11 protein-coding genes and 1 pseudogene are annotated in these 22,693 nt (G+C 62.4%); 6 read left to right on the top strand and 6 right to left on the bottom strand.

The features are described from left to right. Positions 1–221: 221 nt before the first annotated feature. Both IB263_RS33370 and IB263_RS33365 read left to right on the top strand, forming a co-directional pair. Positions 222–404: pseudogene (locus tag IB263_RS33370) on the top strand (ISNCY family transposase); the annotation flags it as partial. A gap of 443 nt (positions 405–847) precedes the next feature. Beyond that, entirely contained in the window at positions 848–1,054 is a 207-nt protein-coding gene (locus tag IB263_RS33365; protein WP_060520539.1) for a hypothetical protein, read from the top strand. A 190-nt stretch (positions 1,055–1,244) separates the two neighbouring features. Here the strand turns inward: IB263_RS33365 and gdhA are convergent, their stop codons facing one another. The 5 genes from gdhA to IB263_RS33340 all read right to left on the bottom strand — a co-directional run bounded on the left by gdhA (position 1,245) and on the right by IB263_RS33340 (position 16,546). Continuing rightward, entirely contained in the window at positions 1,245–2,591 is a 1,347-nt protein-coding gene (gdhA, locus tag IB263_RS33360) for an NADP-specific glutamate dehydrogenase (protein ID WP_089046067.1), read from the bottom strand. Between the two features lie 209 nt (positions 2,592–2,800). Next, positions 2,801–4,126, bottom strand: a complete 1,326-nt coding sequence (locus tag IB263_RS33355; RefSeq protein WP_060610760.1) for an HlyD family type I secretion periplasmic adaptor subunit — start codon at positions 4,124–4,126, stop codon at positions 2,801–2,803. A gap of 61 nt (positions 4,127–4,187) precedes the next feature. Beyond that, complete coding sequence (locus tag IB263_RS33350; RefSeq protein ID WP_060610763.1) at positions 4,188–6,896, bottom strand: calcium-binding protein; 2,709 nt, start codon at positions 6,894–6,896, stop codon at positions 4,188–4,190. A 40-nt stretch (positions 6,897–6,936) separates the two neighbouring features. Beyond that, a complete protein-coding gene (locus IB263_RS33345) occupies positions 6,937–8,688 on the bottom strand; it encodes a type I secretion system permease/ATPase (RefSeq protein WP_060520542.1) in 1,752 nt (583 codons plus the stop codon). 73 nt (positions 8,689–8,761) lie between these two features. Beyond that, on the bottom strand, positions 8,762–16,546 hold the full coding sequence (locus IB263_RS33340; RefSeq protein WP_192439587.1) for a peroxidase family protein: 7,785 nt from the start codon (positions 16,544–16,546) through the stop codon (positions 8,762–8,764). 531 nt (positions 16,547–17,077) lie between these two features. On the opposite strand from IB263_RS33340, the gene IB263_RS33335 reads away from it, so the two are divergent. Continuing rightward, positions 17,078–18,433 (top strand): sensor histidine kinase, encoded by a 1,356-nt coding sequence (locus tag IB263_RS33335; RefSeq protein ID WP_192439586.1) that lies wholly within the window; start codon positions 17,078–17,080, stop codon positions 18,431–18,433. Further along, the gene (locus IB263_RS33330; RefSeq protein ID WP_060582226.1) at positions 18,426–19,091 is read left to right on the top strand and encodes a response regulator transcription factor; all 666 of its coding nucleotides are present in this window, start codon (positions 18,426–18,428) and stop codon (positions 19,089–19,091) included. The genes IB263_RS33335 and IB263_RS33330 overlap by 8 nt, the downstream gene beginning before the upstream one ends. A gap of 201 nt (positions 19,092–19,292) precedes the next feature. Here IB263_RS33330 and IB263_RS33325 read toward each other — a convergent pair whose 3' ends face one another. Further along, complete coding sequence (locus IB263_RS33325; RefSeq protein ID WP_250806632.1) at positions 19,293–19,952, bottom strand: response regulator transcription factor; 660 nt, start codon at positions 19,950–19,952, stop codon at positions 19,293–19,295. Between the two features lie 769 nt (positions 19,953–20,721). Between IB263_RS33325 and msrA the strand changes: the two genes are divergently transcribed. Then, on the top strand, positions 20,722–21,228 hold the full coding sequence (msrA, locus tag IB263_RS33320) for a peptide-methionine (S)-S-oxide reductase MsrA (RefSeq protein ID WP_060520547.1): 507 nt from the start codon (positions 20,722–20,724) through the stop codon (positions 21,226–21,228). Positions 21,229–21,368: 140 nt separating this feature from the next. Further along, a complete protein-coding gene (locus tag IB263_RS33315; RefSeq protein WP_192439585.1) occupies positions 21,369–22,595 on the top strand; it encodes a bifunctional alpha/beta hydrolase/OsmC family protein in 1,227 nt (408 codons plus the stop codon). Positions 22,596–22,693 lie beyond the last annotated feature (98 nt).

Raw genomic sequence — 22,693 nt, 5'->3', positions numbered from 1 at the left:
ACCCACCCCGATCTGATCTTGCAACCGGATCAGCCGGTCAGATCGGGGCTGGTCGTCGTGCCGTAGGGCAGCTCAAATTGACATTTTAACTTTGCGCCAAAGCGGACAGTTCAACTTGGCTGCCACAAAATCTGTAGCCACCACCGCAAAGTTAAAGTGTCCTGATCCTGCAAAGTTGGAATGTCACTCTCCCCGGGTTTTGATGAGCTGGGAGATTGCGGATGGGATTGATTGCGATGAGCGAGCGCGATCTGCAGCGGATTGAGGTTTTGTCGAAGGTGATCGCCGCACGCATGACGTTGGCGTCGGCGGAGCACGTGCTTGAGCTGAGCACCCGCCAGGTTCGCCGGTTGCTGGAGCGGATCAACACCGGCGGTACGGCGTCGACCCGGCCCCACGCTATGACCGTGCGCACCGTATGTTCGGCATCTTCCTAAGACATGTAGTCTTCGAGCTCCCCTGAAAATCGGGTAAAGGGCGCGTGGTGGCTCGGTCGGTCGTCGAGCGCGCGCCGGAGCGGGACGTAAGCTAAAAGATGGCCCGCAAACAGGCGCTTACGATTGTCAACATCAGCTGCGCAACGGAGGCCGACGTCTCTCAAAAGATGACCCGAAGCCTCTGATAAGGCAAGCCAATTGCAAAGCGGCATCGACTGCGGATTGACAGTCGACGGAAATGGGCGGATAGCCCGGATGCCATTTTAAGGCTTCAAAGCACCCTGCTCCCGGTTCTAGGGCTTTGGCAGTGATGCCGTTGACGGTTAGATGGGGTTGCGAAGCCGACCCCGGGCTCTCGGCCGCCCGGCAAAGCCACAAGAATTTTTCCACACGGACAATCAGAGGAAATCATGGAAACGGTAGAAATCAGCGATCGTAACGACTTTGCCCTTTGGGCCATTCAGCGCGCTCAGGAAATCGTGACGGGAGAAGGCGCAGCCTTCGCAATCGCAGCCCAGGGCGCAGACGAGGAAGCCCTGTCGCAAACCGCGGCCGCCCTCGGCCAGGCGATCAGCGATGCCATGCTCGAGGTTTTCGACGGTCTCGTCGCTTCATAAATTCGATCGATTGGCTCTTACTGCCGTCTCGCAACCCGGATCCGCGGGCGGCGTGGTATGGCCTCCCCATAGGATCGCGCGCCATGCTCACGAAACTAGCCGTGACCGGTGGTACTACAGTCTCAGCCCCAAGAGCTTCGACGAATTACTGAAGGAAGCCAGCGCAAGCCGGCTCCCTCCAGCAGAAGCATTAGATGACGCCGAGCGCGTCCATCGCTTCGGCGACCCTCACGAAGCCGGCGATGTTGGCTCCGAGCACATAGTCGCCGGGGTTCCCGTATTCCTCGGCGGTCTCGGCGCAACGGTCGTGGATCGACTGCATGATAATGGCAAGCCGTGTTTCGGTTTGCTCGAACGTCCAGCTGTCGCGAGAGGCATTCTGCTGCATCTCGAGAGCCGATGTCGCAACACCGCCCGCATTGGCGGCCTTGCCAGGGGCAAACATGACACCTGCATCCTGAAAGATGCGAACCGCTTCCGGGGTCGACGGCATGTTTGCCCCCTCGCCTACTGCGATGACGCCATTCTTCACCAGAGTGCGGGCATCCTTGCCCGTGAGCTCGTTCTGGGTCGCCGAGGGCATCGCGACATCGCAAGGAACGTCCCAGACGGAGCCGCCCTCGACATAGTGTGCCCTGGAGCCTTTCAGCCTGGCGTACTCGGATATCCGCTCACGGCGAACCTCCTTGATCTGCTTGACCAATTCGAGATCGATCCCGTCCTCATCGACGACATAACCGTTGGAGTCGGAGCATGCGACGATCTTGCCACCGAACTCCGCGACCTTTTCCATGGTGTAGATAGCGACGTTTCCGGATCCCGATACGGTCACGCGCCTGCCTTCGAAATCGAGGCCCTTGGTGCTGAGCATCCGCTGGACGAAGTAGGTCGCACCGAAGCCCGTTGCCTCCTTGCGTGCGCGCGAGCCGCCGTAAATCAGCGCCTTGCCCGTCAGCACCCCGGCCTCATACCGGTTGGTGAGCCGCTTGTACTGGCCGAACATATAGCCGATCTCCCGGCCTCCGACGCCGATATCGCCGGCAGGAACGTCGGTGTATTCGCCCAGGTGTCGGTGGAGCTCGGTCATGAACGACTGGCAAAATCGCATGATTTCCCCATCCGTTCGCCCTCTCGGGTTGAAGTCGGAGCCGCCCTTGCCGCCGCCGATCGGCATGCCTGTCAGGGCGTTCTTGAAGGTTTGCTCGAAGCCGAGGAACTTGATGATCCCGACGTTGACTGAAGGATGAAAGCGTATCCCGCCCTTATAGGGCCCAAGTGCGGAGTTGAATTGCACGCGGAAGCCGCGGTTGATCTGTACCTGCCCGGCGTCGTCGACCCAAGGCACCCTGAAGATGATCTGCCGCTCGGGTTCGCAGATCCGTTCTATAAGGGCCTGTTCCGCATAGCGCGGATGCTTGGCAATGACACGCCCCAGACTTTCAAGCACTTCCCGTACGGCCTGGTGAAATTCCAGCTCGCCGGCGTTGCGCCTCAGCACTTCCGTTAGAATTGGTTCCAGCTTCTCATCGACATTCAAGATGGTTCTCCTCATGCGCGCAGGTTCTTAGGCGCAGACCCCTCGCGCATTATCGGAAGCTAGGCGGCAAGTGAAGATTTATTTCCCGCGGCCATGCAATTCGTGATTGCTTCCCTGGACGCCGTTTTCCTTGGGAAAAACAGGCCGCCTCTATGGCCCCTGCTCAAGGACAAAGTGCGGGCGCGTTCCCTCCACGGTGAAGCACGCAATCATTCCTCGCGGAAGGCTCGAAGCATTTGGTCGGTGAAGGGCTTTGTTAGATAGGAGATGGCCGTGCGCTCGTCCGTCTGGACATAGACTTCGACCGGCATGCCCGGCATCAGCTTGCGGTCGCCAAGCCTGTCCAGCGCCTGGGTGATGTCGACCGTGGCGAGATAATAGGGTTGTCCGGTGGCGCGATCGATGGTTGTTGCGGCGGCAACCACACCGACCTGGCCATCGAGTTCCGGGGTGGTGCGCTGATTGAAGACGGTGAAGCGCAGGCGGCTGGCCTGGCCCGGCGCGATACGGTCGATGTCGGCCGGCGGGATGCGGATTTCAACGGTCAGGTCGTCATCCTCGGGCACGATCGACATCACGCTGGCGCCGGGGGCGATGATGCCGCCGATGGTATGGACCTGCAGGTCGTAGACGAGCCCATCGACAGGCGCGCGCACCTCCATGCGCGACAGCCGGTCGCGGGCGGCGACCTCGCGCTCGCTGAGTTCGGCGATCTTGGCCTCGATGCCGACGATCTGGGTCTGGGTTTCCTTGCGGGTGTTCTGGTCGATGGCGAGCAGCTTGATGCGCAGTTCGCTGATCTGCCCGACGGCCTCGGCGATCCGCGCCACGAGTTCGCCCTTGGAGCCGTCGATCCGGGCCATCTGGCGCAGGAGATCACGGTGTTCGGAGACTGGCACCAGGCCGCTCTTCAGCAAGGTCTCGAGTTTGGCGATCTCCTTCTCGACGATCTCCCTTTCCGCGTCGCTCGATCCGGTCTGAGCCTTGAGGCCGCGGATCTGCTCTTCGAGCTGGGTGATCTGCAGGCGCATCTGCTCTTCCTGGCTGGTGATCATCCGGCGATTGGCCTCAAACAGCTTGAGCTCGCTGACCTTCAGCACCTCGCTGACATCGAGGCCATCGAAAGACACGCCGGCCTCGCCATCCCGCTCGGCCTTCAACCGGGCGCGCATGGCGTAGAACTGCTGCAACTGACCGCGCACGATCGCGAGCTCCACCCGGGTTTGCGTCTCGTCGAGGCGGATCAGCACGTCGCCCTTCTTGACCTGGTCGCCGTTGCGCACCGCAATCTCGGAAACGATGCCGCCGTCACGGTGCTGGATGAGCTTGACCTGCTGGGAGATGGCGACCTGGCCCTGGGTGATGACGGCCCCGGAAAGCCGGGCATTGGCGGCCCAACCGCCGACGCCGAAAAGCAGAGTGGCGGCAAAGGCAGCGGAGACGACGATGCGCGAGGTGATGCCGAACTGGCTGCTGTCCCGTGCGATCTTGTCTTCGATCTTGGTGGTCTTGGTCTCGTTCTCTCTACTGATCATGGCCTTCTCCCGGTAACGCGTGACAGCTCTGGTTGATGCGGGTGGTGTTGCTTGCGATTGCTTAGACGGCGTCTCTCTGCTGCTCCGCGGCCGTCTCAATGGCGGCGAGAATGAAATCCTGCTCGGTCAGCGCGTGGCGGCCGGCGATCAGGAATTCGAGATCTTCATCGCGCTCGAGATCGATGACGGCGCGCACGACCGTGCGCTCGCTGTCGCTGAAGGTCTCGTGGTAGAAGGTGATGCGGTTGACCGGCGTCGGGCTGCCGTCATCGGCAAACGGCGCAAAGGCGAGGCCGCCGATGGCTTCGGCAATCTTCGACAGATCGATGCGGTCTCCGACCTGGAAGTCGCGGATCTCATCGCGCCCCTCCCCGCCATTGGCAAGGGCAGCGAGGCTGCGGAAGACGAAGATATCTGCGCCTGCGCCACCGGCCAGGAAGTTGACGGCATTGCTGGCGACGATGATGTCGTTGCCCTTGCCGCCGATCGCGGTCTCGACGGAACTCAAACTGTCGTTGCCTATCTCGACACCCGTGGCAACGCCGCGGTCGAGATCGATCACCACCGCCTGTGTCGCTGCGGAGGCATCGTAGCGATCGACGCCGTCACCGCCGTCGATCGTATCGTCTCCGTCGTCGATGCCGGGCAGGAGAACGACGACGAAGGTGTCGTTGCCATCTTCGCCCTTCAGTTCGTCGTCGCCAGCACCGCCGACGAGCACGTCATCGCCGTCGCGGCCGCGCAGCCTGTCGTCGCCATTACCACCGAATAGCATGTCGTCACCGCGGCTACCGGAGATCCGGTCGTTGCCGCGCCCGCCGACGATGATCTCGAAGTCCTCGATGCGATCCTCGCCGATCTCGTCGCCTTCGGCGATGCCGGCATCCATGTCGGCGAGAACCGCCTTCACCAGCGCGGACAGATCGAGCGTGTCGATGCCATCGCCGCCGCTATAGCTGTCGTTGCCGTCATCGTCGGCCTCGCCGCTGCCATCGAAGGCGACGACCACGATCGTGTCATTGCCGGCGCCTCCCGAGACGACATCGTCGCCATTGCCACCAATCAGCGTATCGTCCCCGGCATTTCCGGCAATGACGTCGTTGCCGTCATTGCCGATCAGCGTGTTGCAGTTCTCGTCGCCGGTGATCCGGTCGTCGCCGGAACCGCCGATCACGTCTTCGATGCTCTCGATCGTATCGGAGCCTATTTCCGCGCCGGTGGACGTACCTGCGACGAGATCGATGACGACCGTCTCCTGTGCGCTACTGGCATCGATCGTGTCGTGGCCTTCGCCACCGGAATAGTGATCGTCGCCATCGCTGGCGGGCGGCGATGCGTTGCGGGTTTCATCGGCGGTGAGGCCAGTGACGATGATGTCATCGCCGGCGCCGGCAAGCACCGTGTCGTCGCCGGAGCCACCGGTCAGCCGGTCGTTACCGACCCCGCCGTCGACGAGGTCGTTGCCGGCATCGCCATCGATAACATCGGTACCTTCCTCACCGAACAGGCGGTCATTTCCCGCGCCGCCCGAAAGATAGTCGTCACCGGCCTCACCAAGCAGGATGTCGTCCCCCTCTTCCCCATAGAGGTGATCGTCCCCCATCCCGCCGAACAGAATGTCGTTGCCGCGCCCGCCATAGAGACGGTCATTGCCGGCCTCACCGTAAAGCGTGTCGTTGCCGTCGCCGCCGATGAGCGTGTCGTTGCCGCTGCCCCCCAAAATGGTGTCATCGGACTCGCGGCCATAGACGATGTCGTCGCCACCAAGGGCCGCAATGATGTCCTTTTGCGGCGTGCCGCGCATCACGTCGTCACCTTCGGTGCCCCTGATCTCGTTCGCCGGCCAGTCCATCAGCGTCATCAGCGCACCATTGACGGTACGGCCGGTGCCATCCGAGACCGAATAGGTGAAAGTGACCTCACCGAGATCGCCGCGTTCCGGCGTATAGAGCCACATGCCCTCGCCATAGGCGCGAATAGATCCATTCGATACCGTCAGGTTGGCGATCGACAGCCTGTCGTCGTCCGGATCGACCGTGTTGGCGAGAAGATCGTTCAACAGGATGACGGCCGAGAGGTTCATCAGGCCGTTGGCGAGCACATTGCGTCCGGTGACGACAGGAAGGCGATTGCTGCGGGCACTGCCGTCGTCGTCGTCACCATCGCCGGGACCACCAGGACCACCCGGCTCGCCATCGTCGTCGTCATCGTCGTCGTCATCGCCGCCACCGGGACTGCCGTCATCGTCATCAGCATCGTCGTCCTCTACCCGGCCGGACGGCGAACTGCCGAAGGACGCCAGACCGGGGAAATCGAAACCCTGCGGGCCGTTGTCGTTGGCGGGGCGCGCGCTTGTCTTATAGGGCCGCTCGTCGATGAGATCGGTTGTGGGCAGGCCCTCGTCGAAAGCCAGCCGCACCGAGGAGCGCAGGCGGCCGAGCTTTGACGGCAAGGCCTCGTCCGGAAACGCCAGGTCTTGCAGAAGCCCCTGCACGTAAGCGGCGGCATCCTCGATCGCCCCGAGTGCCCCGGACATGTCGAGCACATCGCTCGGCTGGCCGGGACCGACCGGCTCGGGATTCGGATCGTGCTTCGCCGGTTCGCTTTCGCCTTCCTTGCTGCCGAACACTGAACCGAGCGCGCCGAGGAACAGCGCCGACTGCACCAGCCGCCCACGCTTGCGCCCGGGCTTGTCCGCGATCTCGTACCGGTTCATCGGCGCGATCGCCTGCTGGCTGTCGGGGCGCTTCAGGATGAGCTTTTCGTCCATGACATCCTCCTCGGCCTGCGGCCGAACCTCTTAAGGTCTCTCACTCAGCCGCCGCCGACACCCGTTGCGGCGGTTGTCCGCCGGCATCCGCACGCCGGGTCTTTTCGACCACCAATGGCCGGGTCTTTTGCGACGGCAGGATCTCCTCCTTCGGACCGAAGGCGACCAGCCGTCCGCCCTGCACCAGGCCGATCATGTCGACCGTCTGCAAGGCGCTCGGGCGATGGGCGACGATGACGACGATGCCGCCGCGCTCGCGCACATTGAAGATCGCCCGGTTGAGCGCTTCCTCGCCTTCGGCGTCCAGGTTGGAGTTGGGCTCGTCGAGCACCACGAGAAAAGGGTCTCCATAGAGTGCGCGTGCCAAGGCGATGCGCTGTCTCTGGCCCGCGGACAGGGCGGTTCCATGGGGACCAAGCTCGGTCTGGTAGCCATTCGGCAGGTGCACGATCATCTCGTGAATGCCGGCGGCCTTGGCGGCGCGGATGATCGCCCGCGCATTCGGCGCTTCAGCGAAGCGCGAGATGTTGTCGGACACGGTGCCATCCATCAGCGCCACGTCCTGCGGCAGGTAGCCGACATGCTGGTTGAACAGCCCCTCCGGCCACTGACTGAGATCGGCGCCGTCGATGCGCACAGCCCCACGCAGCACCGGCCAGATGCCGAGTATGGTGCGAGCGAGCGTCGTCTTGCCGCCACCCGACGGGCCAATCAGCCCCACGGCCTGGCCGGCCTTCAGTTCGAGGCTCACCTCGCTCAGAAGCACCGCGCCAGTCGAAGGCGCAACCGTCGTCACCTTGTCGAGACTAAGGCTCTGCTGCGGCGCCGGCAGGTCGAGATTGCCGCTGCGTTCGTCGAGCACTCCGAGCGTCTCGTTGAGGCGGTGATAGCTGCGGCGGGCGGCGACGACGCCCTTCCACTGCGCGATTGCCAAGTCGACCGGCGCCAGTGCCCGGGCCGTCACGATCGACGAGGCAATGATCGAGCCGGCCGACATCTGTCCGCGGATCGCCAGATAGGCGCCGAGCCCGAGGATCGCCGATTGCAGGATCATGCGCAGCACCTTCGACAGGCCCGACAAGGTGCCGCCGATGTCCGAGGTTTTGGTCTGACAGTCGAGGTGGCGACGATTGGCCTTCTCGAAGCGCGCCACGGCCCGGCCGGTCATACCCATGGCGTGCAGCACGTCGCTGTTGCGGGCATTGCTTTCGGCAATCGAGCTGCGCGCCACGGAGGCCTTGATCGTCGGGCTGGAATGGCGCCGCGTCATCACTTCGGCGATCACCGTCAGCAGCGCCAGAACCAAGGCGCCGCCGAGCGTGAGGTAACCCAGCATCGGATGCAGGAGCCAGACGAAGGCGAGATAGATCGGGATCCAGGGCAGGTCGAACAGCGCCACCGGGCCCTGGCCGGCGAGAAAGCCGCGCAGCGTGTCGACATCGCGGCCGCGTTCCGTCGCCTCGGCGGTCGAATAGCCGAAGCGCGGCATTTCGATCACCACCTTGTGGGCGAGCGGTGCCAGTTCCGCATCGAGCCGCGCGCCGAGACGCACCAGGATCTGCGAGCGGATGACATCGAACAGGCCTTGGAACAGGTAAAGCCCGACCGCGAGTACCGATAGCGCCACCAGGGTGGAGATGCTGCCGCTGGTCAGCGCCCGGTCATAGATCTGCAGCATGTAGAAGGCGCCGGTCAGCGCCAGGATGTTGATGATGCCCGAAAGACCGAAGAGATAAATCAGGATACCGCGCATGCCGCCGATCTTGTGTTGCGGCTCTTTCTTCTTGCTCATGATGAGATCCCCTTTTGCCCGCCCCGCATGCCGTCCCGGCCGATGTCAGTCGGCCGGGACGTGTGCTTCATGTTCAGGAGACGCCGTTGAAGTCGGCGACCTTGAGGTTGTGGGTGCCGTCGAGCGTCAGTGCGAACTCGGCATCCGGGTCGCCATCGACGCTGCCGCGGATCACGGTTACGTCGGCACCGTCGCGAGTCTCGTGCGTAACCACGATCTGGCCGGCCCCTGAAAGCGTCGTGCCGCTGGAAAGCGTGAAGCCCTGTTTGCCGGCCTGCCCGCTGTTTGCATCGATCGCCGAGAAGTCGATCCGGTCGCCCGGCGAGAAGCCGTAGATCGTGTCGCCGTCGGCCGCCGCCACCGAGGTGAAGCGGAAGACGTCGTCGCCAAGCCCGCCGTCCATGATGTTGACGGCCGTCGAGGCGGTGATCTCGTCGTGACCCGAACCGGCGATGATATTCTCGAACCCGTAGATCGTATCGGTGCCGACCTCGCCCCCCACCACCTGGCCGCGGCCCATGAAGCCGTTGCCGAGATCCACCTTCAGGTTGCCGGTCGCCACCGAATAGTCGAGCGTGTCGACGCCATCGCCGCCCCAGTAGCTGTCGGAACCGTCGTTGAGCGTGGCAAGCACGATGTCGTCGCCGTCGCCGGCCCAGACTTTGTCCGCCCCGGCGCCGCCTTCGATGATGTCGTTGCCGGCATCGCCGTAGAGAAGGTCGTCGCCGCCATTACCGAACAGCATGTCGGCGCCAGCCCCGCCGTGGACTTCGTCGTTGCCGGCCCCACCGGAAGCGACGTCATCGCCGTCGCCGCCACTCAGCACATCGTCGCCATCCTCGCCGCGCAACACGTCGTTGCCGCTGTCGCCAGAGAGAATGTCAGCCGATGCCCCACCGAGCAGGATGTCGCCGGCGGCCCCACCGAGCAGCACATCGGAGGCCGCCGTGCCGATCAGCGTGCGGGCCGCAACCGGCAAGGGTGTGCCGTCGGCGTCACCCGAGCCGCAGTGGTCATCATCGCCGCCATCGTCCGAGCCGCCTTCGTCATCATGATCATCATGATCATCATCATCATCATCATTGTCTCCGCCGGAAACGAGGGTCGGCGTGTCGCCGACGAAGGTGATGGAGTGCGTGCCGCTCGAAAGGGTTCTGGTGCCGTCGCCGTTGTCGGTTTCGGCATAGTCGGCAGGATTGGCACCCGTCGGGATCTCGATGACATCCTGAGGCCGCAGCGCGCCGACGATGGTGTCCTGACCGCCATTGCTGCGGAAGACGATGCGGTGCGCCGAAGACAGGCTCGAAATGTCGATCACGTCGTTGCCGGCGGAGCCTTCGACGGTGATCGTCGAGTAATTCAGGCTGGTCGTGTCGAAATTCCCGATGACCTGGATCGTGTCGCCTTGACTGACGCCCTGGTCCGGGCCGCCATTGTTGTTGTTGTTCGTCACGTTCAGGGTGTTGACGCTGATCTCCTCGATGTTGTCGAGCTCGGCGATCACGCTTTCGACGCCGCCGACGGTGCGGGTGATCACGATTTCCGTCGAGGCCAGGAACGTCGTGTTCAGGCTTGTTGCCAGGTTGGCGTTCTGGCCGGCGGTGATGGCATAGATGCGGAACAGTTCGGCGCCGGCACTGCCCGAAAGCACATAGGTGTCGCTGCCCGCACCGCCGTCGATGATATCGCGTCCTTGAGTGCTGCTTTGGTTGATCGTGTCATTGCCGCCACCGGCAAAGACAATGTCATTGCCCGCGTTGCCGTTCAGCGTGTTTGCCGCATTGTCGCCGACGAGAATGTCGTTGCCGGTCCCGCCGTCGATTGTGCCCAGGATATCGCGCACCACGTCGACGGTTGCCGTATCCGTACCGGTTCCGCGGTAGGTGAAGCTGCCACCGACAGCAACGCCGTTGTCGTTGATCGTGACGCCATCCGGGCCGAGGGTTGCCGTGAGACTGTTCGCCTGCGTGATCGCCGAAATCGCCATGGCGCTGTCTGGATCAACATCGTTGGCGAGCAGCGCCCAGCTCGGGATCGTGAAGGGATTGCCATTGGTCCAGTTCGTCACGATACGATCGTTGTTGGCGATCATGGGATCGTCCACGGCAACGACGTTGATTGTGGCGGTCGCCGGCTGGCTGTCCCGGAAGCCGTCATTCACCGTCACCTCGATGGTCCGCGCCGTGATGGCTGGGTTATCCGAAGTGTTGGAGAACCGGACGGCGTCCAGCGCGCGCTGGTAATCGGCTGCACTCGCCTCGCCTGTGAGCAGCAGCACGAGTTCCCCGGCAATCACTGCCTGCGACACCGCGATTGCCGCGGGGCGACCGTTGGCCGTCGTTGCCGAGAACGTGTCGCCCGCTGCCATGTTCTTCAGCACGACGCGTGCCGAGACGATCGTCTCGTCCGTGGTGATGCCCGAGAGGCTCGAGATACCGACGGCTGCCTGGTTTTCCGTGAAGGTCGCGTTCCAGGCCGTCGTTCCGTCGTCGACGGGCGTGGTGTATTCGACATTCACATTGTCGATCCGCACGGTTTCGGTGTTGCCGTTCACGCCGCTGAAGACGAAGCGGATCGCAGACGCGGCCGTGAACGGACCCGCAAGCGAGAGGTTTGCCGTCCCATCGTTCGATGCGCCGGTAATCGTCTCTATGGTCGTGAAGTTGTTGCCATCGGCGGAGAACTGCACCTGCAAGGTTTCGCCGTTGTCGAGGCCGCTTTCTTCGTAGCTGAAGCTCAGTGTCGCAGTGCCGGCGCCGACCATGGAAAGATCGACGGTCCGGGTGATCGTGGCGCCCGCTGGCGTAGAGCCGGCGCCTGTGTCCTGGCGGAATTCGAGCTGTCCGCCATTGACGCGGATTTCGCCCGTCGTCGCCACGTTTGTCGTGCGGTCGTCCGTCTCAATCCATGGCGAAGTCCAGGTCGCCGATCCGTTTGAGTTGGCGTAGTTCGCGGAACCGAAAGCATCGCGATAATTGCCGCTGTCGAAAGCGTGCAGGTCGAGCGAAGGACCACGAAGGTCGAGGACCCGATCGGCAAACTGGATGCGTTCGATGTTGAAGAGGCGGTCGGTCCCCTCGGCCTCGAGATTGCGTCCGGTTACCGGGTCGATGACGCCGGCGGTGGGGTCTGTGTGGGCGACCGTCACGCTGCCGTCGGCATTGAAGGTGATCTCGTAGTTCTCGAAGTTGTCGTAATAGACGGCTGTGTCGACATCGCCGGCCTTGCCGCCGTCGACAATCTCGCGGATGACCTGCAGCTGGCTTGGCTTGATCTCGCCCGAAAACAGGCGGCTCTGGATGTCGGCGATCGAGTCGACGCTGAAGGCAGACCAGCCCTGACCTTCACGCGGCGAGACGAGGATGCGTACGTTCAGCCACTTGTCGCCGTCGATGATGTCATTGCCGCCCATGCCGCGGATCGTGTCCGAACCGCCGCCGCCGAGGATGATGTCCGACCCGTCGGACGTATCCATCACGGCGACCTCCTTTGCGCCCGCCGGGTTGATCGGAATGCCGTTCGCATCGAGGTTGTGCGGATTGTAGAGGTCGAAGCGCTGGAGGTGAGCGACGAGCTCGCGCAGCCCGGCGATCCGGTCGACATTCTTTTCGAGCAGCGCGTTCGAGAAGCTCTCGATCGGAGCGTCGGCGTCGACTTGAGCAGCATTGCCGTTCGGATCGTAACCGCCGATGACCACGTCCCGGCCGGTGAGCGTATCGTTGCGATCCCACCCAGAGAGCCCTTCGACCAGATCATAACGGTCGCGCAGGATGTTGTTCTGCTGGTTGACGAAAATGCTGATGTTCATGTTCGCATCGGCGTCGTAGTTGTTGTTCTTGAACGTCGTCCAGTCGAAGCCGGCCATGCCGTTCGAGCGGTTGACGCCGATGCCTTGCACCATGATGTCATCGCCGGATTCTGCATCGAAATCGGTATCGTTCTCACCCGCGATCATCACGTCATGGCCGATGATGCGGGAGTTGAAGAACAGTTCCGAATTGTCGCCCGTGAGCGTCGTCATATTGCCCTGGGCTTCCATCCAGTCGTCGCCCTCGTTGCCGAGAATGGCGCCGCCACCCCCGGTGGGCGCCCGGATGAAGTCGTTGCCCTGGCCACCCGAAAGCGTCTTCTGATCCTCCCCGCCGGCCAGCACGTCGTTGCCGTCGCCGCCGAAGATCAGGTCGAGGCCCATGCCGCCATTGATGACGTCGTCGCCGGCTTCGCCCTTGATGACGTCGCTTGCGCCGATGTCGGTGCCGCTGTCCGTGATGATGTCGTCGCCGTCACCGCCGTGCAGATGGTCGACGCCGAAGCCGCCCTCGATGCGGTCATCACCGCCCTCGCCCCAGATCGTGTCGTCGCCTGCACCCCCGATCAGGGTTTCGCCGGTGTTCGTGCCGCCAAGCACCACGTGCTCTTCACCGGTAAAGCGCAGGTAATTGGTGCCGCGAACGACGAGGGAATCGGTGCCCGTAACCGCAGAAATCACGTCGGCTTCACGGGTCGGGTCAGCATTGCCGAGCCCGTGGTTCCACTGCTTGGTCTGATCCATCGTGATGATGTAGTCGGCCGTCTGGAAGGCCGAGCCGTTGATGTGAAGGCCGCTGTCCTCAGTGTCGGTATTGCGGCGGATCAAGTCGGCGAAACTGTCGGCCTCGAGTTCGTTGAGCAGGTTCTGCCCTTGCGTGCGGCTCAGATAGTAGAAGCGGTCGCCGTTCTGGAGGTTCTGGATCTGCAGTTCGAAGACGAAAGTGAAGGTCGAGCCCAGCATGCCGCCGAAGGGCATCAGCGCCTCGGCTAGGCCGCCGATCCAGAAGTCCACCTTGTTGAGGCCGGTTTCCCGCGCTGCCCATGTGCCGGTGGAGTTCAGATAATCGAGCCGCGCCTGGCGGTCCGCCGGCGTTTCACCGGTCGTGCCGAACACGAGGTCCCAGGCGGCATCCCGCTTTGCCTCGGCCGTGGTGGCGGCGAGGACCGTTTCATGGGTGCCGTAGGCGGCGATGAAGTTGACGATCGAAAGCGGGTTCTTGATGTGCAGGGCGAAATCCGCCCAGCTCTCATAGGGCTTGAGGTAGCTGTCGTTCGTCTGTTCGTAGATCTGGCGTCGCGCCTCGTTGAGCGAGGGAATGCCGGTTTCGCGCGCTCGGGTGATGTTGACCGCCGCGAGGTCCAGCGGCAGGCCGACGAGGTTGTTGCGCAGCGCGCTGGTCACGAATTCGTCGATCTCGTTGCCGACCTGCTGGGTCATGCCGCGAATGATGGCGCCGGAGGCAGCGTGTGCATCGACGCCTGCATTGTTGAACGCCAGCGGGTTGAGGAAGGCTTCGATCAGGCCGAGCTCCTGCGGTGTTGCCGCGCCTTGAGCGTTCAGCGTGAGCATCTCGACGTTTTCGGCAAGCATCGAGTGGCCGAAGCGATAGACGACCTGGGCGAATTCCTCGAAGATCGCACCGTCGATCTCGACGGAGTGGGAGAACACGAAGGCATCGATCTGCGGCGCCACGGCGCGGACGAACTCCTCGAAGACGAGGTGCTGGTAGACCATTTCCGTCGAGAAGCGCGCCGCCTGGAAGAGACGCTCGCCATCCCATACGAGGCCTGTGGAACTGGTCGGGAACGTGGTCACGTCGACCAGCAGCCACTCGTTGAGCAGCGCCAGATCTCCTTCGGCCAGCACCGTCGCCTTGATGGCGCTGACCTGCCGGTTGTGCTCGCTGTGGAAGACCGAATGGGTCGCCGTCAGCGCGATGTTCTCGTTGCCGCGGCCGTCGCCGACGACGAAGTGGGCGTCGAGCAACTCATCGTCATAGGTGACGTTGACGCCGAATGCGTTCGGAAGGATCGGATTGCCGGCAACATCGTCGTCGTCCGCGACAACAGCAACGGGAGCAGTTTGCGGGTTCCGGTCGTGATCGACAGGACCGCTCGGTACGGCGCTGTGGGCGATGTCGTTGAGGAAGGCGCGGCCGGCGCTCAGCGCCGTGACTGCATCGATCGGGTTCGCGAGATTGCCCTCGACAGGTCCGTTGACGGTTATCATCAGCGGCAGGCCGTTGGGTCCGCGAACGAATTCGCCGTAGAGGTCCGTCACCAGGAGCGGCACACTATGAACGTTCAGGTCGCTGAGCTCGATGCCGAGCAGGTCTCTTGCCTGGTTCTTGATATCAGCCCAGGTCGGCGGTCCGCCCGTTGCGCCGTGTAACATCTCGCCCGTTGCCAGGGGCTTGCCGTCCACAAGCACATACTGGCGCAGGAAGACCTGGTGCGATGGATTGGACGTATAGACCTGGTTGAGATCGATCCACGGTGTGGTCTCGTTGCGGTGATCGCGGATGTCGTCCGACGTTCCGAGTACACCATCAGCGCCCGGGTCATTGGTCGCGCGGGTAAGGACCATGAAGTTGGTCGCACTACCCGGGACATAGAGCGGATCATCCGGCTGCAGGGGAATGATGACGTTGCCGCTGCCGCCCTTCGAGGTCAGGTCGAGGCCGTGGTCGAAGAACTGGCCGAAGATGGTCATGAACCCGTTGAACGAAGCGGTGTCGCCGAGGTCGGCGGCAACGTTCTTGATGAAGACGTTGTCGCCATCCATCGTCACACCGTGAGACGAAAGCTCATCGATGACAGCGGCATCGGCCGCCGCGGCCGCGGCCGCGGCGGCTGCCGTCGCGGCACTTCCAGTCGGAATTGCGTCGCGCGCGGCAATCGCGTCATCGAGGGCATCTGTTGCGTCCGCCAGGTCCCCCGCCGCCGCGTCCAGCGCCGCATCGGCGGTCGCCAGCGCCGAAGAGGCGCTTGCTGCAGCGCTTTGGGCACCGTCGACGGCGCTTGCCAGGCTTTGTTGCTCGGCCACAGCGTCTTGCAGGACGATCACCGCGGTCGCGTGCTCCGCCTGTGCTGTCGTCAGTGCCGCCGAAGCGTCTTCCAGATTCTCGACCGAAAGATCGTAGGCGATCTGAGCGTCCTCTCGTGCATCCACAGCCGCGAGATACAGCGCGCTGTTTTGCGGTGTCGGCGCATTCTGGAACGCCGTGAGGGCGGCGCTCTCCGCCTGCTCGGCCAAGGCCAGATTGGCAAAGGCGATGTTGCGTGCATCCGTTGCATCGGACACCGCCGACGCTGCGGCCTGGCTGGCTGCAAGTGCCGTGGCGGCAGCCGCCTGGGCGGTCGCGACCAGAGGCGCATGGGCATCGCGTGCCGCGATTGCCGAGGCCAGAGCGGCATTGGCGCTTGCGAGTGCCTGCGTTGCTCCCGACTGGACGACGACGGCTGCGTCATAAGTCGCCTGCGCCGTTGCCTGCGCCGTCTGAGCATTGGCGACGACGACATTGGCGGCAGCGACGGCGGCGGCAGCGTTCGCAGCCGCCGTCGTCACGGCGGCATGCGCTGCGCGTGCAACTGCCTGCAGATCCATAACCGTGCGGACAATGCCGAGGGCTTCTGCCCCCTTGATGTCGACGGACGCAAGCGCTGCCGCTATCGCGGCGGGATTGTCGAGCGACTGGTCGGCAACGATGTTGGAGATCAGCCGTGGCTGGCTATCGTAGACGGACCCCGTCGGATCGGCATAGCTCGTCTGTTGCCCGTTGCGCGGGTTGATTTCGGCCGGCGCGTAGTTCGGCGTCAGCAACCGCACCATCGTTTCATCGGATGAGCCGAATTGTGTCATGTTCGGCTGGAAGTTGTTGAATGAGCCATCGACTGTGCGGAGGCCGTAGGGAAGAAGGGGGCTCGATACCAGCTGTTCGAGAGCGGCACGCGGATCGGCGCCGCCGTTGATGGCTGCCGTGTGGGCTTCGGCGATCTTGATCTGCGTCAGGATGAAGTCGAGGTCGTTCCGGTTAAGCTTTACCATTTTTCCCTCCATCGGAGCACCCCGCAATCGCGGCCGCCCGTTTTCAAACAAAGTTCCATGGTCCGGCGGCGAGGCTGTCCTCCCCGGCGCGCCGGTTGCTTTTCGTGTCTCGTTCGTGAGCCGAAATAGGCCTTCTGATGCTCGTATGGTGAGCCGCGGCGCCGACGAAAGAAACGGCGCAAGGTCGGACGAGATTGTCGACGAAGGTTGGAGCGGATTTCGGACTAGTGGACGTGCACTCATGGCATTGGTCCAATGAAAAACCTGGACTTAGGTCCAGTTCTTCTTTCTCCCGTAGAAATTGACTGGAGAAGGTCTTTCAATTTGCCAGAATAGTGCGATCATCGCCTGGGCGGCTTGGCCGGGGCACTGCATTTCCGCGGCACGCAATCCGAGAGGAAATCGCGCAGCGTGACTGAGCATTCAGGGGGTATTTTGCATGAGTTCGCCGCGCCAGCGGAGCCGGCGCTAGTGGGCCGCCGTCGGTTGCTGCTGCCGATACGACAATGGTTTGGCCGGCAGACCCTCTCCATGCAGTTCCTGCTTGCCTGCGGCGCGCTGATCTTTCTGGTCGCAGCCGTCTCCGGCTATCTCATCTCTCGCGAAGTGTCTCATAATGCGGCGGTCGATCGCGCGGCTGCGACGGCTCTCTTCATGCAGAGCATTCTCGAACCGGCCGGAAACGAGATTGCCCAGTCGGGCCAGCTTTCGGCAGAACGCCGGCTTCGTCTCGACAAGCTTTTTGCCGAGCCGCAGTTCAAGGATCGTTTTCCCTACTTCGAGCTGTGGCTGCCGGATGGGTCGGTCGCCTACTCCACCTCGAAGGAGTTGATTGGCCGCCGTTTCAACCCGCCGCCGGGGCTTCTGCGCGCGCTCAAGGGCGACGTTGCCGCGGAATATGCGGACCTGACGGCCAGCGAACATACGCTGCGCAGCCTGAGCACGCGTTATCTGGAAATCTACAGTCCGCTGCGCCGGTCCGATACCGGCGAAGTCGTTGCGGTCGCGGAGATACACGAAGATACGGATACCCTGCACTGGGAGATCTTCGAGGTTCGCCTGATCGGCTGGACGGTCGTTGCCGGCGCATCCACCCTCATCATGCTCGGGCTGCTCGCAATCGTTCATCGTGGCAGCGCAACGATCGAGCGGCAGCGTTTGCGGCTGGAGCAGCGCGCCGAGGAGGCCGAACGGGTTTCGGAAGAAATTCGCGTCCTGCGCGATCGCGCAAGGCTCGCTTCCTTGCGCATGACGGACTCCAACGAACGTCTGACGCGCGGAATTGGTGCGGATCTGCATGATGGTCCGGCGCAGCTTATCGGCTTTGCCATCCTCCAGACGGAGCCTGTACGCGTCGCACGGTCCAGATCCGAGCGTGAAGAGGCGCTGGAGGTGATATGTGGCACGCTGGAAGAAGCCCTGAAGGAAATCCGCCTGATCGCGCGGTCGCTGCTGCTACCGGATATCGAGCATCTGGACCTCGACCAGGTGATCGGGCGGGCAGCAAAACTTCACGAGGCGCGGACGGGAACCCAGGTTGCCATCAAGGGCAGCGGCAGCAAGTTGCCTCTCCCGCCTGTTATCAAGACCTGCATCTACCGTTTTGTTCAGGAGGGCCTGAACAACGCCCACCGGCATGCGAACGGCCGGGGCCAGGCTATCCGTTGCCGCATCGATGGCACCGTTCTGAACCTCAGCGTTCGCGACCATGGCGGCCCGTCTGCCAAGAGCAGTTCCAGCGACAAGCCGGATGGCAGCGGTCTCGGCATACACGGTCTTCAACAGCGGGTGGAGAGCCTTGGCGGCACGCTGAAGTTCGTACATCGACGGGACGGGGCGGAGCTCCAGATGACACTGGATCTCGGAGGAGGAATGCTCGATGGATGAACCATCTTCGGTCATCGTCGTCGACGACCACGCACTCTTTCGAATGGGCGTCCTGCAGGCACTGTCAGCGCACAAGCGCTTTGCCGTCGTCGGCGAAGGAGGCTCGAAAGAGGATGCCCTCCGGCTCGTGGAAAACTTTCTTCCGAACGTGGCGCTGCTCGACATCTCGATGCCCGGCAGCGGGATAGACGCCGCCCGTGAAATCTCGACGCGATGGCCAACCACGAAGATCGTGATGCTGACGGTGTCGGAGGAGGACGATGACGTGCTGGAGGCACTTGATGCCGGTGCGGCCGGCTACGTGCTCAAGGGTGCTCCCGCACTGGACTTGATTACGGCGATATCAACCGTTGCCGAGGGGCGAGCCTATCTTTCGCCCGCACTTGGCATGCGCCTGTTCGGCGTCATTCGCAACCGCACCGAAGGCCACCGGGTGGAGCGCCTTGTCGACAAGCTGACGCCGAAGGAGGCGATCGTCTTCCGCCTGCTGGGACGCGGCTGCACCAACCGGACGATCGCCGAGGAAATGAGCGTGCAGATCAAGACGGTGAAATTCCATGTCGGTCGACTGCTCATCAAACTCGGCGCCAAGAACCGGGTCGAAGCGGCGCTGCTGGCGCAGCGACATCTGAAGCTTTCGACAAGCCGCAAGACGTGAGCCGGACCGCCGGCAGGGTCGGTGCATTCCTCTCACCGAAGACGCGGTCTCGGAAACGAATTTGCTGGCCGTTCACCGGTTCACCAGCCGCCGGATGCCCTAAAGGGCGTCGCGATCTTTCAGACTGGCTCGGTGCGTTGAATTATTGATTTGTCGAATGTCGTTATCGCAAAACCGCTGCGCACTTTTGCGCGCCGTTCTCTAGTTGATCCGCTCGCGCTCGCCGGCAACCTTCGGGATCACGTCGAGCCGCTGGGCGGCCAGCACGACTTCAAGGCGGTTCCTGGCATCGAGCTTCTGCATGAGCACGCTCATGTAGTGCTTGACCGTCTTTTCGCTGATATCGAGACAGCGCGCGATCTCCCGATTGGTGCTACCGCGCATCAGATGCCGAACGATCTGCTCTTCACGAAGACTGAGGCGTTGTTGCGCCTGTTCGCGCCGGCGCATCTCCGCGGTCTTCATCGCCATGATGACCTTTGTGGCAAACCCCGCCGAGATGAAAGTCTCACCGTCATAGACCATGCGGATCGCCTGATGCAGATCGCTGGCCCTGCTGCCCTTGAGCACATAGCCGGCAACACCGTAGTTCAGCACCTGGATCGCCGTTTCTATGCTTGAATTCGCCGTGAAGACGATGATGCGCGTGCCCTGGTACTTTCGAGCAATCAACTCGATGGCCGCAACGGCATCCCCCGGCATGCTGAGATCGAGTACGAGCACGCGCGGAGAATGATCTTCGACAATTCTTAAAGCGTCAACCGCGTTCTCGCCCTTCGCAACGATCTCCAGATCGCTCTTACCAGAAAAAACACTGATTAAACCATCAAGAAGAATAGGGTGATCATCGACAAATGCCACGGAAATACACATGGAAGCCAGCCCACAATTAGATACTTAAAAAAACCCACATTGCAAAATCGCAGAGATATTACGCAGTTAAATTTATGCAGCTAGGAACGAATACATTTGACATCGAAATTCAATACATACAGAAACGACCGCGCATCCCACAAAGCGCATCGCATCCTCGTTCATTCGGTAGAGAAGACGCGAATGAGCCCCACACCCTCCCATGCCGCGAATACTATTACAGAAGAACTCAATTTTAAAGCGCATGCTTAAACATAGGTTAATTTTAGGGGGTTGAACCTCCTCGCGACACGGAGTTCCGCCGCCCGAAGTAGGGCGACAAAGCCCCTGCCCACCGATTGGCGCAACTGTCGCCACAAAGCCGGTCCTCAGCGGCCTTGCCGTCAGCATGACGGTAGATTTGAATGCGCTCTGGCTACTTTCCTTCCGGCTGCGGAATGCAGCGGACATTCACACGGTGGGTCGTCAAACGCGGAAAACTCGCAAAGGATCTCGTGATGCCCAGAGCCGCCATTGTTGGGGGAACCGGACAGATCGGCCGGGCGACGACCCGTCGGCTGCCGGGAGCGACATCGATCGCCTTTTGAAGCAGTGGCACCGGTAACGCGACACGTGCCGAACCAAAACGCGGATTTGGAACCGCCCTCCTGATCTTGGCAGCAGGAGTTCCTATATTACAGTCCATCTCCCGCGCTGGCCCGCAGCCAGTGGGAGAAAAAGCGAATTCGCGCTCACGAACCAGGTGGAGGATATCTGAATGACCGAGAGAGCTGTTCTGGCCGGCGGTTGCTTCTGGGGAATGCAGGATCTGATCCGCAGGCTCCCCGGCGTCACCGGCACCCGTGTGGGCTATACCGGCGGCGACGTGCCCAATGCGACCTATCGCAACCACGGAACACATGCCGAGGGCATCGAGATATTCTACGATCCGGCGAAGACCTCCTATCGGCGGATTCTGGAGCTGTTTTTCCAGATCCACGACCCCACCACGAAAAACCGTCAGGGCAACGACATCGGCACCTCCTATCGTTCGGCGATCTACTACGTCGATGACGAACAGAAGCGCATTGCCGAGGACACCATTGCCGATGTGGAAGCCTCTGGCCTGTGGCCGGGCAAGGTGGTGACGGAACTGGAACCCGTCGGCGACTTCTGGCAGGCGGAGCCGGAGCACCAGGATTACCTGGAGCGCTATCCGAACGGCTATACCTGCCACTTCCCGCGTCCGAACTGGGTGCTGCCGCGACGGTCCGCCGCGGAGTAACAAACGCCCCGGCGAGCGTCTGGCGAACCGTGTCCGCATGCATCCGCCAGGTTCGGCGGACATGGACGCCGGCCGCATCATTCGAATTCAGGACAGTCGTTGCGACCTTGGGATGATTGTTCTCCTTCCTGGAGCATCACATGAACTTCAATAGTCAACGACTTGAATTTACCGGCCATTCCGGCGCCACCCTTGGCGCCAGACTCGACCTTCCAAACGGCCCGGTGCGGGCCTATGCGATTTTCGCCCACTGCTTCACCTGCTCCAAGGATCTGGCGGCGGCGCGTCAGATCTCGGCCGAACTCGCGCGCGAAGGGATCGCGGTCCTGCGCTTCGATTTCACCGGCCTCGGATCAAGCGAGGGCGAGTTCGCCTCGACCAACTTTTCGTCCAACATCGCGGATCTTCGTTCGGCCGCCGACTATCTGCGGCTACACTTCGAGGCGCCGTCGCTCCTGATTGGCCATTCGCTTGGCGGTGCAGCCGTCTTTGCGGTTGCCAACGAAATTCCGGAAGTTCGCGCCGTGGCCACGATCGGCGCACCCGCGGACGTCGGCCATGTGCTCAAGAACTTCGGAGCGAGCCTCAAGGAAATAGAGGAAAGTGGTGCCGCCGAAGTCGATCTTGCCGGTCGCAAATTCCTGATCAAGAAACAGTTCGTCGACGACGCTTGCGCCCAGCGCCTTCATGAGGCTGTGGCGACGCTCAGGAAACCCGTTCTCATTCTCCACGCGCCGCTGGATCAAACGGTCGGCATCGAAAACGCCAGCGACCTCTTCCATGCGGCCAAACATCCGAAGAGCTTCGTTTCGCTGGACAAGGCCGACCATCTGCTCACCGATCCTGCCGATGCCGCCTACGCCGCCCGGGTGATTGCGGAGTGGCTGAGCCGCTATCTCGTGGCCGACAGTCCGCAAGGCGCGACGTCGGTGGAACAGGTGCAGGTAACGGAAACGGGCGAAGGCAAATTTCAGAATTCGGTTCAAGCCGGCAGGCATCGCCTCTTTGCCGACGAGCCGCAAAGCGTCGGCGGGTTCGATTCCGGGCCATCGCCCTATGACTACCTGTCGATCGGGCTTGCTGCCTGTACCTCCATGACGCTGCGCCTCTACGCCGACCACAAGAAGCTGCCGCTCGGGCGCATTAAGGTGGAGGTCTCGCATTCCAAGATCCATGCGCGGGATTGCGAAGACTGCGCTGCAACGGAGCGCGCCGACAGCGGGAAGATCGACCGGTTCGAGCGGGTCATAGCGATCGAGGGCGAGGTCGCAGACGAGCTTCGCTCCAAGATCGCCGAGATTGCCGACAAGTGCCCGGTCCATCGCACTCTGGAAGGGATCGCCAAGATAACGACGGCCGTGAAATAGTCCGCGGCCCTGCCCGGAATTTTCCTTTGTAGTATTCCGCTAGTACCCGTTGCCTCAGCCGGATTGCTAAACTCCGCCCATTGGTTTTTGGGAGGAAA

This window comes from Ensifer sp. ENS03, assembly GCF_014852035.1.
Classification (GTDB): Bacteria; Pseudomonadota; Alphaproteobacteria; order Rhizobiales; family Rhizobiaceae; genus Ensifer; species Ensifer adhaerens.
The sequence above is the reverse complement of the archived record's forward strand: the minus strand, read 5'-3'. Positions and strand labels throughout refer to the sequence as shown.